The sequence below is a fragment of the Brevibacterium sp. 2SA genome (assembly GCF_005502845.1).
In the GTDB taxonomy this organism is placed as follows: Bacteria; Actinomycetota; Actinomycetes; order Actinomycetales; family Brevibacteriaceae; genus Brevibacterium.
Window position 1 is genome coordinate 19,200 of the sequence record NZ_SCMW01000005.1, and the last position, 16,930, is coordinate 36,129.

General features: G+C 69.0%; 15 protein-coding genes. 3 read left to right on the forward strand and 12 right to left on the reverse strand.

Features of this window, described 5'->3' with window-relative positions:
* Positions 1 to 77 precede the first annotated feature (77 nt).
* Positions 78 to 533 carry a hypothetical protein gene (locus tag FFS20_RS18205; RefSeq protein WP_232254139.1) on the reverse strand — a complete coding sequence of 152 codons (456 nt, stop codon included), beginning with the start codon at positions 531 to 533 and terminating at the stop codon, positions 78 to 80.
* 110 nt (positions 534 to 643) lie between these two features.
* Between FFS20_RS18205 and FFS20_RS03480 the strand changes: the two genes are divergently transcribed.
* On the forward strand, positions 644 to 1,285 hold the full coding sequence (locus FFS20_RS03480) for a LysE family translocator (RefSeq protein ID WP_171006966.1): 642 nt from the start codon (positions 644 to 646) through the stop codon (positions 1,283 to 1,285).
* Between the two features lie 166 nt (positions 1,286 to 1,451).
* Here the strand turns inward: FFS20_RS03480 and FFS20_RS03485 are convergent, their stop codons facing one another.
* The 7 genes from FFS20_RS03485 to glyA all read right to left on the reverse strand — a co-directional run bounded on the left by FFS20_RS03485 (position 1,452) and on the right by glyA (position 9,203).
* On the reverse strand, positions 1,452 to 1,706 hold the full coding sequence (locus tag FFS20_RS03485; RefSeq protein ID WP_137824544.1) for a glutaredoxin domain-containing protein: 255 nt from the start codon (positions 1,704 to 1,706) through the stop codon (positions 1,452 to 1,454).
* 128 nt (positions 1,707 to 1,834) lie between these two features.
* The gene (purU, locus tag FFS20_RS03490) at positions 1,835 to 2,680 is read right to left on the reverse strand and encodes a formyltetrahydrofolate deformylase (RefSeq protein ID WP_095376590.1); all 846 of its coding nucleotides are present in this window, start codon (positions 2,678 to 2,680) and stop codon (positions 1,835 to 1,837) included.
* Between the two features lie 2 nt (positions 2,681 to 2,682).
* The gene (locus FFS20_RS03495; protein WP_095376591.1) at positions 2,683 to 3,336 is read right to left on the reverse strand and encodes a sarcosine oxidase subunit gamma family protein; all 654 of its coding nucleotides are present in this window, start codon (positions 3,334 to 3,336) and stop codon (positions 2,683 to 2,685) included.
* Positions 3,329 to 6,292 (reverse strand): 2Fe-2S iron-sulfur cluster-binding protein, encoded by a 2,964-nt coding sequence (locus FFS20_RS03500; protein ID WP_137824545.1) that lies wholly within the window; start codon positions 6,290 to 6,292, stop codon positions 3,329 to 3,331. Before FFS20_RS03500 ends, FFS20_RS03495 begins: the two co-directional genes overlap by 8 nt.
* On the reverse strand, positions 6,289 to 6,585 hold the full coding sequence (locus FFS20_RS03505; RefSeq protein WP_137824546.1) for a sarcosine oxidase subunit delta: 297 nt from the start codon (positions 6,583 to 6,585) through the stop codon (positions 6,289 to 6,291). The genes FFS20_RS03500 and FFS20_RS03505 overlap by 4 nt, the downstream gene beginning before the upstream one ends.
* A gap of 15 nt (positions 6,586 to 6,600) precedes the next feature.
* A complete protein-coding gene (locus FFS20_RS03510) occupies positions 6,601 to 7,818 on the reverse strand; it encodes a sarcosine oxidase subunit beta family protein (protein ID WP_137824547.1) in 1,218 nt (405 codons plus the stop codon).
* On the reverse strand, positions 7,818 to 9,203 hold the full coding sequence (gene glyA / locus FFS20_RS03515) for a serine hydroxymethyltransferase (protein ID WP_137824548.1): 1,386 nt from the start codon (positions 9,201 to 9,203) through the stop codon (positions 7,818 to 7,820). The genes FFS20_RS03510 and glyA overlap by 1 nt, the downstream gene beginning before the upstream one ends.
* Positions 9,204 to 9,384: 181 nt before the next feature.
* Here glyA and FFS20_RS03520 point away from each other — a divergent pair, with 181 nt between their 5' ends.
* Positions 9,385 to 10,047, forward strand: a complete 663-nt coding sequence (locus FFS20_RS03520; RefSeq protein WP_137824549.1) for a GntR family transcriptional regulator — start codon at positions 9,385 to 9,387, stop codon at positions 10,045 to 10,047.
* Positions 10,048 to 10,196: 149 nt separating this feature from the next.
* Here the strand turns inward: FFS20_RS03520 and FFS20_RS03525 are convergent, their stop codons facing one another.
* The gene (locus FFS20_RS03525; RefSeq protein WP_137824550.1) at positions 10,197 to 10,775 is read right to left on the reverse strand and encodes a TetR family transcriptional regulator; all 579 of its coding nucleotides are present in this window, start codon (positions 10,773 to 10,775) and stop codon (positions 10,197 to 10,199) included.
* 84 nt (positions 10,776 to 10,859) lie between these two features.
* Between FFS20_RS03525 and FFS20_RS03530 the strand changes: the two genes are divergently transcribed.
* Positions 10,860 to 11,825, forward strand: a complete 966-nt coding sequence (locus tag FFS20_RS03530; RefSeq protein WP_137824551.1) for an alpha/beta fold hydrolase — start codon at positions 10,860 to 10,862, stop codon at positions 11,823 to 11,825.
* Between the two features lie 325 nt (positions 11,826 to 12,150).
* Here FFS20_RS03530 and FFS20_RS03535 read toward each other — a convergent pair whose 3' ends face one another.
* From FFS20_RS03535 to FFS20_RS03545, 3 genes are read right to left on the reverse strand one after another with little or no spacing between them, the layout of a single operon-like run.
* Positions 12,151 to 14,982, reverse strand: coding sequence for a cytochrome b/b6 domain-containing protein (locus tag FFS20_RS03535; protein ID WP_137824552.1), 2,832 nt, complete (start codon positions 14,980 to 14,982; stop codon positions 12,151 to 12,153).
* 1 nt (position 14,983) lies between these two features.
* Positions 14,984 to 15,970 carry an electron transfer flavoprotein subunit alpha/FixB family protein gene (locus FFS20_RS03540; protein ID WP_137824553.1) on the reverse strand — a complete coding sequence of 329 codons (987 nt, stop codon included), beginning with the start codon at positions 15,968 to 15,970 and terminating at the stop codon, positions 14,984 to 14,986.
* A gap of 11 nt (positions 15,971 to 15,981) precedes the next feature.
* On the reverse strand, positions 15,982 to 16,758 hold the full coding sequence (locus FFS20_RS03545; protein ID WP_137824554.1) for an electron transfer flavoprotein subunit beta/FixA family protein: 777 nt from the start codon (positions 16,756 to 16,758) through the stop codon (positions 15,982 to 15,984).
* Between the last annotated feature and the right edge of the window lie 172 nt (positions 16,759 to 16,930).

Below are 16,930 nucleotides of genomic sequence, written 5' to 3' on the forward strand. Positions count from 1 at the left end.
GCGACGCCCTCAATGTGGTGATGTAATGGTTTTTGCAAAACTTTCCGTTACCCCTCCACACTGGGTCTATGAATCGATCAGAGAAGTGGATTTGGCTCGGCGACCATCTTGCCGTCGATTTCGCGAACACGACTATTGGTCGCGAGTTCGAGACGGTTGACCTCATCGCAACAGTGGAGGACGCACACGAGTGGATCGACCTCGAGCCGACCGAACTGCCGAAAGTGGAGATCACCGATGAGAATCTGCCTCATCTCCGCGCCCTGCGAGATGCCGCCGGTCGCACGCTGCGTGCTGCGGTCCGTGAAGAGGAGTGGGATCCCGCCGACACCGCCCTCATCAACAGCCTCGTCGAAACGGGTCGGGTGTTCCGTCTGCTCGGATCCCGACCCCGCGGCAGTCGGCTGACGGCTGGCGACGGATTCGCCGCCTTTGCCGGGGTGCTCGCGGCATCGGTCGTCGACCTCCTCGGCCGGGATGACCTGGCGGCCATCGCTATCTGCGAGGCGCCAGGCTGCGGACAGATCTTCCACCGCTCACGGGTCAACCAGAAGTGGTGCAGCCCGGGATGCGGGAACCGGGCACGCGTCGATCGGCATCGCCACCGGAATCCACACGCCCAGCGCCGAGCAGCGGTGTCGCCATGATCGACATCAGCGTCCTGCCGCCGTTCGTGCTCGCAACTGTGCTCATCTGCATCGCGCCCGGAACCGACTTGGCGTACATGATCGGCGTCGGCATCGCCGGTGGCCGGGGAGCGGCGCTTCGCGCCTCGGCCGGCGTGGCCGTCGGCGTGCTCGTCTACAGCTTCGTCGTGGCCGCGGGTGCCGGTCAGCTCGTTGCACGAGTGCCGTGGGCACTGACCGTCCTCCAAGCGGTGGGCGCCGCTTATCTCGTCTGGCTCGGAATCGACTCACTGCGCTCGGCGCGGAAGGGTGTCTCGCTCAATGATGCCGACACCGGAGACCATCGCTGGTTCCTCCGAGGCGTCATCGTCAACCTGACGAATCCGAAGATGGTCCTCTTCTTCCTGTCGTTCCTTCCGCAGTTCGCAGGGGATGCAGGGTCGACGACTGCACAGTTCATCACTCTCGGGCTCATCTTCATGGTCATCGGGCTGACGGTCGACTCGCTTGTCGGCGTCTTCGCCGGCACTCTGCAGCAGCGCCTGTCGGACAGCCCTCGCGCAGCCACGACTCTCCATTCCGTGGCGGCCGCAGTCTTCTTCGGCTTGGCAGCGTTCGTCGTCTACGAGATCGTCGCCGGTGCTCTCGCGGGTCACTGACCGGCCGGGGAGGCTCTGGCGCGTCGGGCCCGCCGCTGGCCTATAGCGCTCGCCGCCGACGCGGAGCCGGGGAGCTCGTCCTCGTCCGCCGAGACGGACAGTTAGCGCCGAGACGGACAGTCATAAGTGTCGGTCTCGACGCTAAGTGGCGGTCTCAGTGCGGACTTCAGAGCAGAGCGAGGTCCTTGAGCTTGTCCTCGACCTCGGTGTTGGTCGGCTCGACCTGGTGGGAGCCGTCGGGGTAGACGACGACCGGGATGTTCGTCCGACCCGAGATCGCCTTCGCGTCGTCGGCCCGCTCGGGCTCCGCGACGAGATCGATGTAGTCGAAGTCGATGCCGAGCTCGGTCAGCTGCTTCTTCGTGCGCCGGCAGTCGCCGCACCATTCCGCTCCGTACATCGTGATGGTGTTCTCAGCCATGCTCGACCTTTCGTGTGAGGCGCTATCGCCGGAGTCGACCGGCGCATTCTTGTGAACCGCAGCCGCGGCCTGACTATTCCACCCGCCGGGCCCGAATGCCGCAGTCGACTGCGACCCCACCCCACCTCTCACCGGAGGACGACGGTGCGCTTCCCATTGAGGAACACCCGGCCCTCGCAGTGCCAGCGCACTGCGTTCGACAGTGCCTTGCATTCGGTGTCCCGGCCGGCGGCGACGAGATCCTGCGGACCGAAGGCGTGGTCGACCTCGGTGACGGCCTGCGCGATGATCGGCCCCTCATCCAGCTCGCTGTTGACGAAGTGGGCGGTCGCGCCCACGGTCTTCACTCCCCGCTCGTACGCCTGATGGTAGGGCTTCGCCCCCTTGAACGAGGGGAGGAACGAGTGGTGGATGTTGATCGCCCGCCCCGTGAGCTCACGGGCCAGATCGTCGGAGAGGACCTGCATGTACCGGGCGAGGACGACGAGGTCGATCTCGAACCGGTCGACGAGGTCGAGCAGCTTGGCCTCGGCCTCCGGCTTCGTCTCTGCGGTCACCGGGATCCGGAAGAACGGCACGTGATGCCATTCGACGAGCTCCCGATGGTCAGGATGGTTCGACACGACCGCGGCGATCTCGACGGGCAGCTCCCCGATCCGGGCGCGGAAGAGGAGATCGTTGAGGCAGTGCTCGAACTTCGAGACCATGATGAGGACTCGGCGCTTCTCCCCCTTCGGCCAGAGGTTCCACGAGGCATCGAGATCCCCGGCCACCGCCTCGATCTCACGGCGCAGATCCTCGAGCGCCTCAGCCTCGAGCTCGAACTCGACGCGGAGGAAGAACCTCTTGCTCAGGGCGTCGTCGAACTGTTTGAGCTCCCTGATGTCACCGCCGTGTTCGAGCAGCGCCCCGGTGAGTGAGTGGACGATTCCCCGACGCTCATCGCATTCGAGGGAGAGGACGTATTCCGGCATGCTCAGCCCTTCCGATCGTGGTTCGCGGCCCCGGTGACCCCCGAGGCCCCGGTGAACTCGGCCATTCCGTCGAGCAGCCACCGCACCATGAAGTCGGCGAAGCTCGAGCGCGGCAGGATCCGGAACTCCTCCTGACCCGACCGATGGAGGAGGACGGGCACCGGCCCGAGCTGCGTGACGATCGCCGTGCCCACCCCGAAGACCCTGGGGTGGAGGTCGGCGCGGCAGCTCTTCTCGAGCACGGTCCGCGCCCGTGGCCCCGTGAGCTCGAGGATCGTCCGGTTCGCCGAGAGCTCGACGACCTGCACGGGCGGTCCCTCGAGCGCGGCCTCGGCCTCGTCCGTCTCGCCCGGGCGCTGCGTGGCCGCGACGTCGACGGTGAGGAATTCGTCGGGGCTCAGCCACAGCGTGTGCCGCCCGGCCGCATCCCCGGTCACCTCCCCGACGGCCTCGGGCAGAGTGATCCCCAGCGCGGACTCGATCGCCCGCGCCGAGGAGGTCCCCGGCACTGCGCGCACGCCGATCTGGACGGCGAAGGGACGTTCCCGCAACCCCACCTCGGCGCCGGACGCACTCGCCTCAGCCATCGCCTCGGCGAGGTGGGCGGCCGGGGACACCCGCAGGTCATCGAGGGCGGTGTCGGTGGTCTCAGCCATCGCGACGCTCTCCTTCCGGATCGTAGAACACAGGTGAGGTGATCTCGACGTCGATGACCGTGTCACCGAGCGGTGATCGGACGATCTCGCCGAGGCGGTTCCGGCCGTTCTCGACGAGCGCGAGCCCGAACGGCCGGTCCAGGGTCGGGGACAGATACGACGAGGTGACGTGCCCGATCATCGGCACCGGTCCCGCCTCCGGGGTGAGCGGGGTGCCCGCGGCGACGAGCTGCGCGCCCTCGATCAGCCGGGTCTCCCCGTCGACGGGGAGAACCCCGACGAGGTGCTTGCGGTCCTCGCGCGCGGTGTCGACGCGGGAGTACGAGCGCTTGCCGATGAAGTCCTTGACCTTCGAGACGATCCACTCCATCCCCGCATCGGCCGGGGTGACCGTCCCGTCGGTGTCCTGCCCGACGATGATGAACCCCTTCTCCGCGCGCAGCACGTGCATCGTCTCCGTGCCGTACGGGGTGATGTCGAACTCGGCCCCCGCCTCGGCGACCATCTCCCACACAGCCAGCCCGTAGAAGGCTTCGACGTTGATCTCGAACGCGAGCTCCCCGGAGAACGAGATCCGGCAGATCCGCGCCGGGATCCCGTTCTCCAGCGTCGCGTGCCGGAACTCCATGAAGCCGAACGCCTCATTGGACACGTCGAGGTCGGGGGCGACCCGGGCGATGACCTCCCGCGACTTCGGTCCGGCGACGGCGACGGTCGCCCATTCCTCCGTCACCGAGGTGAAGACGACGTCGAGCTCGGGCCATTCCGTCTGGTGCCACTCCTCGAGCCAGTCGAGGACCTTCGCCGCCCCTCCGGTCGTCGTCGTCATGTAATACCGGTCCTCGGCCACGCGCAGGGTCACGCCGTCGTCGAAGATCATCCCGTCCGGGGTGCACATGAGCCCGTAGCGGGCCTTGCCGACCCCGAGCTTGGCGAACCCGTTGGTGTAGATCCGCCCGAGGAACTTCCCGGCGTCGGTGCCGCGGATCTCGATCTTGCCGAGCGTCGAGGCGTCCTGGAAGCCGACGGACTCCCGCACTGCCCGGCATTCGCGCAGCACCGCGGCGTCCATGTCCTCGCCCTCCTGCGGGTAGTACCACGGCCGCTTCCACTGCCCGACGTCCTCGAACTGAGCACCATGGGCGACGTGCCACGGATGGATCGACGTGACCCGGGCGGGATCGAAGAGCTCCCCCTTGCGCCGCCCGGCCAGCGCCGCGAACGCGACCGGGGTGAAGGGGGCGCGGAACGTCGTGTGGCCGACCTCGCCGAGGTTGTCCTCCCCGAGCACCGAGGCGATCGTTCCGATCGTGTTGACCGCTGAGGTCTTGCCCTGGTCGTTGGCCGTCGAGATCGACGTGTACCGCTTGATGTGCTCGACCGAGCGCATGCCGGCGTTCATCGCCCGGAGGATGTCGGCGACGCTCTGGTCACGCTGGAAGTCGACGAAGTGCGTGGTCAGGTCGCCGGGATCGGCCTCGGCCGAGGTCACCGCCCACAGGGGTCGATGCGGGGCGGGGGGCGTGTCGGACGTGTCGGGGCGCGGGATGGTCAGCTCGGCGTCGAAGCCGGTGGCCGCCGCGGCGGCGTGGCCTGCCTCCGCGCCCTGCCGCAGCGCCGAGGCGAGCGCATAGTCCCCGGTCATCGCTCCGACCGTGGACTGGTCACGGACAGGGCCGGTGGGCACGAAGGCGGCGATGTCGGCGTCCCAGGCGATGGGCCCGCGACGCTGGCCGTGGAGGTGGATGACCGGCGAGTGGCCGCCGGAGACGGCGAGGAGGTCGACCGCGACGTCCTCGCCGCCGGGTGCGGCGACCGCGTCCTCGTCGAGTGCGGAGACGGTGATCCCGGAGATCCGTCCCGCCGGGCCCTCGCCCGCGGTCCCGGTGACCGCGGCGCCGAGGATGAGGCGCACACCGGTGTCGGCGACGACCTGGGAGGCCCGCGCCGAGGCGGTGGCACGGGAATCGATGACCGCGACGACCTCGACTCCGGCGGCCTGCAGCTCGGGGACGAGGGCGTAGGCGGAGTCGTTCGTCGTCGCGATCGCCACCCGCTGCCCGGCGACGACACCGTAGCGACCGAGGTAGGTGCGCACGGCGGAGGCGAGCATGATGCCGGGTCGGTCGTTGTCGGCGAAGACGATGGGACGTTCGTGCGCTCCGGTGGCGAGGACGACCTGACCGGCCCGGATGTGCCACACGCGCTGCCGGGGTCCCGCCTCGGCGCCGGTGCGGTCCTCGAGGGCGACGAAGTAGTTCGAGTCGTAGCTGCCGAAGACGGTCGTGCGAGGAACATAGGTGAACTCCTCGGCGGCGGTCGCCTCGGCGAGAGTCGAGGTGATCCACTCCGGGGCCGGCACCCCGTCGATGATCTCCGCGGGAGCGGCGAGGAGCGCCCCGCCGGGCACGGGTTCGTCGTCGAGGAGGAGGACGCGGGCCCCGGACTTCGCGGCCTCCCGGGCGGCGGCGAGCCCGGCGGGACCGGCCCCGACGACGAGGACGTCGGTGTGGGCGTGCGTGTGCTCGTAGACGGCGTCGTCGCGGCCGGGGTCGAGGATGCCGAGCCCGGAGAGGTAGTCGGCCTCCAGGCCTTCGCGGATGAGGACGCGGGTCGCCGGGAGCATCGATTCGGCCACCTCGGCGCGGTCGGGGGCATGGACGTCGGGGGCGTGGACGCGGACGAGGGCGTTGGGCTCCTCGACCCCGGCGGCGAGGATTCCCCGGGGCCGGTCGAGGTACGTCGAGCTCCCGCAGTCGAGGCGGCCGGCGGCGATGAGGGCACTGGCGATCGTGTCCCCGGCGAACCCGGTGTAAGACCGGCCGTCGACGCGGAAGGTCAGCGGCCGGGTGCGGTCGATGCCGGTCGCGTGCGGCAGGCGCTCGCGCTGTCCGGTCGCCGACCCGCTGGTCTCGGTGTGCGACTCTGCGTGCGAGTCGGTGTGCGTCGAGGTCATCGCTTCACGCCTCCTTCGAATTCGGCGGGCCGCGGCTGTCCCATCGGGTAGACGGCGGCGAAGTCATAGGTCACGGTGTCGCGGATCGCGTTGAACCACTTCCGGCAGCCGAGGCTGTGGCACCAGCGTTCGGCGAAGAGGCCGCGGTCGTTGTCGCGGTAGAAGAGGTATTCGGCCCATTCGCGGTCGGTGAGCGCGTACGGGTCCTCGGGGTAGGGCACGTGCGCCTGACCTCCGTAGGTGAATTCGGATTCGTCACGGGCCCCGCAGTTCGGGCAGGTGATGAGCAACATGGCGGTCCCTCTCCCTCAGTGGGCCACGGCGGCGGCGCCGTGTTCGTCGATGAGATGGCCGGTCTCGAACCGCTCGAGAGCGAACGGCGCGTTGAGCGGGTGCGGTTCGTCGTTGGCGATCGTGTGGGCGAACGTGTAACCCGCACCCGGGGTGCCCTTGAACCCGCCGGTCCCCCACCCGCAGTTGACGTAGAGGCCGTCGACTTCCGTCTTCGACACGATCGGGGACGCGTCGAGGGTGACGTCGACGATGCCGCCCCAGGTCCGCAGGACGTGAGCACGGGCGAAGATCGGGAAGAGCTCGACGGCGGCGGCGAGCTGCTCCTCGATGATGTGGAAGCCGCCGCGCTGCCCGTAGCCGTTGTAGGAGTCGACGCCGGCGCCCATGACGAGTTCGCCCTTGTGGGCCTGGGAGACGTAGACGTGGACGTGGTTCGACATGACGACCGTCGGGTGGACGGGTTCGAAGAGCTCGGAGACGAGCGCCTGCAGCGGGTGGGATTGGATGGGCACGCGGATGCCCGCCATGGCGGCGACCACCGAGGTGTGGCCGGCGACGGCGATCGCGACCTTCTCCGTGGCGATCCTCCCGAGGTTCGTCTCGACTCCGATGACCTGGTCGCCGTCGCGGTAGACGTCGGTGACCTCGCAGTTCTGGATGATATCGACGCCCATCTCGTCGGCCTTGCGGGCGAACGCCCACGCGACGTGATCGTGCTTGGCGATGCCCGCCCGCGGCTGGTACGTCGCCCCCATGACGGGGTAGCGCAGGTCGTCGCCGATGTTGATGATCGGGCAGACCTCCTTGACCTGGCTCGGGTCGAGCCATTCGGCGTCGATGCCGTTGAGGACGTTGGCGCCGACGCGGCGCTGCGACTCCCGGACGTCGCCGAGGGTGTGGGCGAGGTTGAGCACACCGCGCTGGGAGAAGAGGAAGTCGTAATCGAGCTCCTCGGGCAGCTGCTCCCAGAGCTTTAGCGACTTCTCGTAGATCGCCGCGGACTCGTACCACAGGTAGTTCGAGCGGATGATCGTCGTGTTCCGGGCCATGTTGCCCCCGGCCAGCCAGCCGCGCTCGAGGATCGCGATGTTCGTCATCCCGTGGTTCTTCGCGAGGTAGTAGGCGGTCGCGAGCCCGTGTCCCCCGCCGCCGACGATGACGGCGTCGTAGGAGGACTTCGGCTCGGGATTGCGCCACAGGAAGTCGGGGTGTTCGGGCAGGTGGTCGGCCATCAGCGTGCTCCGATCGGGGTGAGGTGCGGGTAGAGCGGGTGGTCGGCGGCGAGGCGGGAGACCCGGGCGCCGAGGTCGTCGATCGTCTCCTGGCTCGGTCCGCCTTCGTCGGTGCCGGCGATGAGGACCTCGGCGATGATGTCGGCCGCCTCGGCGAAGGCAGCGGAGCCGAAACCGCGGCTGGCGAGCGCGGGCGTGCCGATGCGCAGCCCCGAGGTGACCATGGGCGGACGCGGATCGTTGGGCACGGCGTTGCGGTTGACGGTGATCCCGATCCGCGCGAGGAGATCCTCGGCCTGCGCCCCGTCGAGGACGGAGTCGCGGAGGTCGACGAGGACGAGGTGGACGTCGGTGCCGCCGGTGACGATCGTGATGCCGCGCTCGGCCACGTCATTCTCTCCGAGGCGGCGGGCGAGTTCGGCGGCGCCGGCGAGGGTCCGGCGCTGTTTGTCGGCGAACTCCTCGGTCGCGGCCAGACCGAAGGCCACGGCCTTGCCGGCGATGACGTGTTCGAGCGGTCCTCCCTGCTGACCGGGGAAGACGGCCGAGTTGACCTTCTTCGCCACCTCGGCGTCATTGGTCAGGATGATGCCGCCACGGGGACCGCCGAGGGTCTTGTGCGTCGTCGAGGTGACGACGTGGGCGTGCGGGACCGGGGAGGGGTGGAGGCCCGCGGCGACGAGGCCGGCGAAGTGGGCCATGTCGACCATGAGGTAGGCGCCGACCTCGTCGGCGATGCGCCGGAACTCGGCGAAGTCGAGCTGTCGCGAGTACGCCGACCACCCGGCGACGATGAGCTTCGGCTGGTGTTCGCGGGCCAGTCGCGCGACCTCGGCCATGTCGACGCGGTGGGTGTCCTCGTCGACGCCGTAGGCGACGATGTCGTAGAGGCGGCCGGAGAAGTTGAGCTTCATCCCGTGGGTGAGATGGCCGCCGTGGGCGAGGTCGAGGCCGAGGACGGTGTCGCCGGGACGGATGAGGGCGTGCATCACCGAGGCGTTGGCCTGGGCGCCGGAGTGCGGCTGGACGTTCGCGTAGGCCGCTCCGAAGAGCTCCTTGACCCGGGCGATCGCGAGGCGCTCGACCTCGTCGACGAACCCGCAGCCGCCGTAGTAGCGGCGGCCCGGGTAGCCCTCGGCGTACTTGTTCGTCAGCACCGAGCCCTGCGCCTCCATGACGGCAGTGGCGGTGTGGTTCTCCGAGGCGATCATCTCCAGGCCCTCGCGCTGACGGCCGAGTTCGGCGTCGATGAAGCCGGTGATCTCCGGGTCGAGTTGCGCGAGCGGAGTGCTCAGCTCCTCGGGGGCGCGACTGGGGAAGTCGGTGGGCAGGGCCGTGGACCCGGCCTCAGGCGCGTCCGGGATTCCTGTGAGCTGCTCGGTCATGCGATCTCCCTCGATCGTTAATCGTCAACTAATATATCAGCTGTGTTCCTGTAGTCTAGGCGCAGAATTTCAGCCGTGGCAATGGGTGCGGGAGAACTTTTCCCCCGGCCTTGCCACCTGACCTGTCCACCCGCCCGAGCCTCACTGGCCGGGTCGGCTCGACGACGCATGGAGGAGTGGGATGACAACGACGGCGGACACCTCGGCAAGCAGCTCGTCTCTGGCCGACCGCGCGTATGAGGCGCTGCGTCATCGGCTCGTCATGCTCGACATCGCTCCCGGTGACGTCATCAACGAGGCGGCTTTGAGCGCCGAACTCGAGGTGGGGCGCACCCCGATCCGCGAGGCCCTCAAACGCCTCGAAGGGGCCCACCTCGTCGTGTCCTACCCGCGGCGCGGGACGTTCGCGGCCAATGTCGACATCACCGACCTCGCGGCGATCACGGAGATGCGCCAGGCGCTCGAGCCCATTGCCGCAACACGGGCCGCCCGGAACATCACGCCGGAGCTGCGCGAGGAGTTCGCGGCGACGATCTCCGAACTCGGCGAGCTGAAGGCCGGCCTCGACGCACGCACGCTCATCGAACGCGACCTCGAGGTCCACCGCCTCATCTACCGCGCCGTCGACAACATCCACCTCCAGGAGACGCTCGTGCGCCTCGACGACCTCGCCACCCGGATCTGGTGCCTCGTCCTGCCGAAGATCCCCGACCTGCTCGGCCACATCCGCGAGCACATCTCCCTCCTCGAGGGCATCCTCGCAGGCGACGAACCCGCCGTCAGCGCGCTCGCCGGCGAACACGTCCGCGAGTTCGAGGCCACCGTCCGCAAGGCCCTCGCATAAGGGCGGTCCACACCCTTCTGCGCCACCTCCATGGCGAAAATCAGACCGATCTCACCATGAACATGGCGCACAATCACCGCGGAAGCTCCCCACATTGCCGGCGCGCCCACTGATCACCCTGGCGCCGCGCGCGTCCGGCCGCCGGGCGCTCACATCCCCGGGGTGAGCACTCCCATCGCACGATCGAGGTCGTCGGCGATGCCCTCGGCGCCGGTCGCGCGCGCCTGGCGCATCGCGACCGTCAGCGCTGCCCCGCAGGCTCTGGCGAGCATCTGCGCCCGCACCTCGGCGACTCCGCGGGAGACGAGGACGGCGGAGAGCGCCTCGGCGAGGAGGTCGACCTTCGCGACGAATGCCGCGCGCAGGGACGGCGTGGAATCGACGACCTCGTCGAGGGCATAGCTGTCCGTGCGCCGAGCAGGATCGGCGTAGTGCTCGACGACGCCGGCCAGCGACGCGCGCAGCGAGGCCCACGGCTCCTCGTCGGCGGGACGCTCGATGAGCGCGACGACGATCCCCTCGCCCATCGCCGTCCACTTCCCCGCGAGGACGTCCTCCTTCGACGGGAAGTAGCGGAAGAACGTGCGCCGTGACATCCCCGAGGCGGCGGCGAGGTCATCGACGGTCGTCGCCTCGTACCCGCGTTCGCGGAACAGTCGGAGGGCGACCGCCATGATGTCCTCCTGGATGAGGAGGCGCTTGCGATCGCGCAGGGAGGGCAGGTCCATTCCAGCATTGTACGCACGAGTCAGTATTGACACTCGGTGTCATTTCTGTCGTAAGGTGTTGTCATCGTCGACGTGAGGACACGCATGGCAAGCGCAGCGCTCTATAAGGATCAGCAGGCGTGGCAGGACCTCCAGGAGTTCCTGCCCGAGCGATTGCGACTCGACGAGACCTCCGCTCCCGATGAGGAGTTCTGGGGGTGGCGGGGGCACGGGATCCATCTTGATCGCTATCGCCGACCCGAGGCGAAGGCCCGTGTCATCCTCCACCACGGCGTCGGGACGAACGGGCGCCAGATGTCGCTCATCCTCGGTGCTCCGCTGGCCCGGCAGGGCTACGACGTCGTCGCGCTCGACAATCTCGGCTACGGGATGACGCGGGTCGAGTCCGGGTACGTGCCGTCGTATGCGGACTGGGTCGACATGGTCATCGACTTCCTCGCCGCCGAGCAGGCGCGAGACCCGAAGCCCACGGTGCTCTACGGCCTGTCGGCCGGCGGCATGCTCGCCTACCATGTCGCCGCGAAGGCCTCACCGGGTGCGCTGAGGGGCATCGTCGGCATGACGTTCCTCGATCAGCGCCATCAGGAGGTCGTCGACCGGACGGCGCGCAGTCTCATCACCGCCCGCGTCGGCATGCCCTGGGTCCGCCTCCTGGCGAGGACTCCGCTGCGCAGCGTCCGTTACCCGATGCGTCTGGCGTCGAAGATGTCGGCGCTGGCCAACAACCCGGGCGCAATGAAGGTCTTCCTCGCCGATCAGACCTCGGCGGGCAATGCGATGTGGCTGCGCTTCCTCGCCGACTACGCCACGTACGTCCCGGCCGTCGAGCCGGTGGACTTCGATGCGTGCCCCGTCCTCCTCACCCAACCCGGCGAGGACCGATGGACCCCGCGAGATCTGTCGGACCCCGTCGTCTCGAGGCTCGATCCGGAGCTGTTCTCCGAGGTCATCCTCGATCGCGCGGGCCACTTCCCGCTCGAGGAGCCTGGGCTGCAGCAGCTCGAGGAGGCCGTCGTCGAGTTCGTCGAGCGCGTGCGTGCCCCAGCCTGAGCGTCACCTCCCTTGGATTCTGCGCCAGGTTCATGGCGACCCTGGGACTCTGCGCCAGACTCATGGCGAAAATCGCGTCGAGATCGCCATGGGCGCGGCGCACAATCGCCGTGAACCTGCCGCAGACCGAGAAACGGTCGCCTCTCCACGCTTCCAGCGCCCGACGACCCCCGCGACAGAACCATGAGGCAGACGCCAGAAGGCCCCGCGTGACGAGATGCCACGCGGGGCCTCCGACAGGGCGAACGCGCCAGCCTGGCACCGCGAACCCTTCAGTTCGACTGCCTGCTCAGGTGGGGTGTCCAGCCTGCTCAGGCGTGCTGTCCTACCTGCTCGACACCCTGCCGAAGAGGTTCGCGATCGGGGCGAGCACCAGCGGCCTGGCGGCGAACCATGCGCCGACGACCACGGCCAAGGCCACGAGGAACCAGATGGCTCCGGCCCAGCCCACGACGTTCGTCCCGGCGAACATGTAGCCGAGGTTCTGCCTCAGCCCGGTCGTGAAGACCAGGAACACGTGGACGGCGATGAAGAACACGAAGAAGATCATCGTCGGGAAGTGGATCGCCCGCGCCAGCGGTGCCGGGTAGATCTTGTTGAGCGTCGTCGCGTTCTTCGGCCACCACTCACTCATCCGCACACCCGTGATCGCAGCCAAGGGAGCGGCGATGAAGACGACGATGAAGTACATGAGCTGCTGGAGCGAGTTGTAGTTGACCCACGCGTCCTCCATCGGCCATTCCAGGGTCATGTACTGCAGCATCGCCGAGAGGGCATTCGGGAAGACCTCCCAGCTCGTCGGCACGATCCGCGCCCAGTGGCCGGACACGAAGAGGAGCACGACGAAGACGACGCCGTTGAGCAGCCAGAGAACGTCGAGGCTCGTGTGCAGCCACAGGTTGATGCTGATCTTCTTCCCGCCGTTCTTCGGCGTGTAGAACGCCGGGGGCTTCTGCTGGTGACGCACCTGCAGTCCCGTGCGAATGATGAGGACCATGAAGAAGAAGTTGAGGAAGTGCGTCCACCGCGCCCACGCCGGGAAGCCCGGTTCGACGAAGTCGGGCAGGTGATACTCGCCCGGGTAGCGCTCGAGGAATCCCGGCACTCCGGGCAGGGTCGTGACTCCGCGTGCGGCGAGGATGAGGATGCCTGCGGCGACGATGAGCCCACCGAGTCCGAGCGAACCGAGACCGATCCACTGCCCCAGCGACTTCGATCCGATCATGATCGGGTCGCGCTTTGCCGGGGCGGCGGGGGCAGGCTTGTCGGATGCAGGCTTCGCCGAGGCGGTCGACTTCGCGGCCGTCGAGTCCCCTGTGGACGTCGTGGACTTCGCCGCTGTTCCCGCCGAGGCGGTCGCTGCGGCCGCCGTCGAACCCGCGGCTGCCGGTTTCGCGCCGGTCCCCGCGGCCGGAGTCTTCGCCGCCGGCTTCTCGGCCGGTTTCGTCGCCGGTCCGCCGGTCTTCGGCAGGCCGGTCCGTCCCGCGGGCTTGTCGCCGGGCTTGCCGGTGTCAGGGCCGGTGGACTTCGGCAGGCCAGTCCTGGTCTTCGGCAGACCCGTGCGGCCCGCAGGCTTGGCGGGTTCGTCCGCCGCAGAGTCAGCTGCGGCACTGTCCTTCTCAGCGGCACTGTCCTTCTCTGCGGCACTGTCCTTCTCTGCGGTGTTCCCACTCGCCGAGGCGGCAGCGCCGGCAGCCACGGCGCCGGCCACCCCAGCGCCCGCGACTGCCGCCGTGGCACCCGCGGTGCTTGCTGTGTCGGCGGTGTCCGCTGCACCGGTGGCATCGGCCGTCGGTGCAGGCGTCGGCTGCTCATCGGTGGGCGCAGTGGCCGTTACTGGGGCGAAGCCCTCGGGCGGCCAGGGGTCGCCACCTGCGGTGCGCGGCAGACCGCGGCGCAGCGGAACATCGCTGAGCTCAGCGGCACCACTCACTGGAGCGGTCTTCGCTCCACCGGCGGCAGGTGCCGCGGCAGCAGCTGTCGAGGCTGCAGGGTCAGCACCTGCAGGAGCCTCAGCACCTGCCGAGGAAACGGACGTGGTCTCGGTCGCAGTCACAGCGTCCGCAGTCACAGCATCCGCAGGCACAGCGTCCGCGCTGGCAGAGTCGACACTCTGGTCACCCGCCCCGGGTGCTGCGGAATCAGCGCTCGCGGCAGAAGGCGCTGCGCTTCTCGAGGGTCCCGTAACCCCGGCAGGGGCGAAGCCCTCCGGCGGCCACGCGTCCCCACCGGACCGGCGAGGCAGCCCACGGCGCAACGGCACCGATGACGCTTCGTCCCCGGCAGAGGCAGCGGCGATGCCGGCTCCGGCAACGCCTGCCCCGGCAGCAGAGCCGGCACCAGTCACACCAGCATGCTCCGTCGCCGCACCGGCGACGGCGTCCTCGGCGGACGTCTGATCGGCAAACGTTTCATCAGCGCGGGAGGTCTGCTCGACGACGGGTTCTCCACCACCGGGCTCAGTCGCACCCGGCTCGGACAGCCCGGTACCAGGCTCGGCGGCTCCTACGGCCTGCGCGGGAGCTTTCACTCCGGCAGGGGCGAGCCCTTCCGGCGGCCAGGCCTCTCCACCGCTCACGCGGGGAAGACCACGGCGCAGGGGAACCTCGGCCGCAGGCGCCGAATCGGCCGAATCAGCGGCGACGGCAGCAGCCGCGCCTGCTCCAACAGCTGCACCCGCGCCGGCAGCGACAGCGCCGCCGGCCGCCTGTGCATCGGCGTCGCTCGAGGCACTGGCGTCGCTCAAGCCAACAGCATCGCTCGCGGCACCGGCAGGCACTTCGGCGTCGGACCCACCGTCGGCCTCAACGGCCACGGTCTCGTCGACACCAGTGTCGACGCCGGAGTCAGCACCGGGCTCGACCCTGGTCGCATCCGATTCGACGGAGTCCACGGTCGAGGTCTCGGCAGCGGTCACCTCGGTGACGGCTCCCGAATCGGCAACGCCCGCAGAATCGACGGGAGCGCCCGAATCGACGGCGCCCGAATCGACAGCACCCGCAGGCTCAGCCGCAGGATCAGCGGCACCCGCCTCGGCGCTCACCCATTCCCGGGATTCCCACTCGACAGCCTGACCGACCGTGCCCTCCGGCGGCCACGGATCGCCGCCGGAGACCCGGGGCAGACCCGAGCGCAGCGTGTTGGAGAAGGTGGCCATATCAGCCCTGTTTCGCTTTCAGGGTCTCGACGGCCTGGGGGACGACCTTGAAGAGGTCGCCGACGACGCCGAAGTCGGCGATGTCGAAGATCGGCGCTTCGCCGTCCTTGTTGACCGCGACGATCGTCTTCGAGGTCTGCATGCCCGCCTTGTGCTGGATCGCCCCGGAGATGCCGAGCGCGACGTAGAGCTGCGGGGACACGGACACACCGGTCTGTCCGACCTGGTGGGACTGCGCGATGTAGCCGGCGTCGACCGCGGCACGCGAGGCGCCGACAGCGGCACCGAGGACATCGGCGAATTCGCCGACGAGCTCGAACGACTCCTCCGAGCCGACACCGCGGCCACCGGAGACGACCTTCTGCGCTCCGCGCAGCTCGGGGCGCGAGGAGGTCTCGACGACGGCTTCGTACGAGGTGACGTCGGCGCTTCGCTTGCCGGAGTCGGTCACCTCGAGGGTCTGCGCGTTCGCGGGCTGGGCCTCAGCGCGGTTCTCGATCGCGCCGAGGCGGACGGTGATGACGGGCGCGCCGAAGGTCGGGGCCGACTGCGCGGTGTAGCCGCCGCCGTAGACGGAGTGGTCGGCGACGATGCCCTCGGAATCGCGTTCGACGCCGATCGCGTCGACCGAGAGCGCCGAGCCCGTGCGCACGGCGAAGCGGCCGGCGAGGTCGCGGCCGTCGATCGAGTTCGGGACGAGGACGGCATCGGGTGCGGTGAGCTCCGCGGCGCCGACGAGGGCGTCGACGGCGAAGGTGCCGAGCGCGGAGCTGCCCGCGGGCACCTCGGCGATCAGGGTCTGGACGGCACCGAGCGAGGCCGCCGTCTCCGCCGCGGCGTCACCGGTGCCGGCAGGGGCGACGATGAGTGCGACGGGGCTGCCGATCGCGGCGGCACCGCCGAGGAGTTCGGCAGCGGGCTTCTCGAGAGCGCCTTCGGGATCGACCGTGAGCGCGACGAGGATGGTGTCCTGGGGGAATTCAGCCATGTCTTCTCTCCTTAGGCGAGGCGGTTCTTGATGAGGAATTCGGCGAGTTCGGCTCCGCCGTTGCCGTCGTCGACGACCTTCTCGCCGGCTTCGCGCGGGGGCTTCTCGGCGACGGAGACCATGATCGACCGGGCGGTCGACTGGTCAGCGGCGTCGATGTCGAGATCGGCGAGGCCGATGACCTCGAACGGCTTCTTCTTCGCCGCCATGATGCCCTTGAAGTTGGGGAAGCGCGCTTCCGGCAGCGCCTCGGTGATCGAGATGACGGCGGGCAGCTCCGCGGTCACCTGCTGCTGACCGCCGTCGACGGCGCGCGTGCCGGAGACGGTGGAGTCGGTGAGTTCGACGGTGCTCAGGCCGGTGACGTGCGGGAGGTCGAGGTGCTCGGCGAGCATCGCCGGGAGCATGCCGGCGTTGCCGTCGGTCGAGATGTTGCCGGTGACGACGAGGTCGTAGTCGCCGCGGCGGATGGCGGCGGCGAGCACCTCGGCAGTGAGCCCGAGGTCGGCGCCGAGGAGTTCCTCATCGGAGATGTGGACCGCATTGCCGGCGCCCATGGCCAGGCCCTTGCGGATCGTCGCAGTCGCACCCGACGGGGCCATCGAGATGACGGTGATCTCGGTGCCGTCGTGGCTGTCCGCGTAGTTGAGGGCGACTTCGAGGGCGCGTTCGCCGATCTCGTCGAGCACGGCTTCCGAGGCGGCACGGTCCGCCAGGCCGGTTTCGAGATCGAGCTTGCGATCCCCGTACGTGTCCGGGACCTCTTTGACCAACACAGCGATCTTCAACGTGGCTCCTATTCGAATGACGCAGGTCCGCCGCCGAGCAGTCAGTCCTGCTGAGTGTCGTCTCCCCCATAATCTACAGGCGGGAAACATGCCGTTCGCCCGCCGCATCCGCGTGCGCATGCGGCGGCGTGCTCCGCCCTCCATGGTACGTGGTGGAGGCCACACTTCGGAC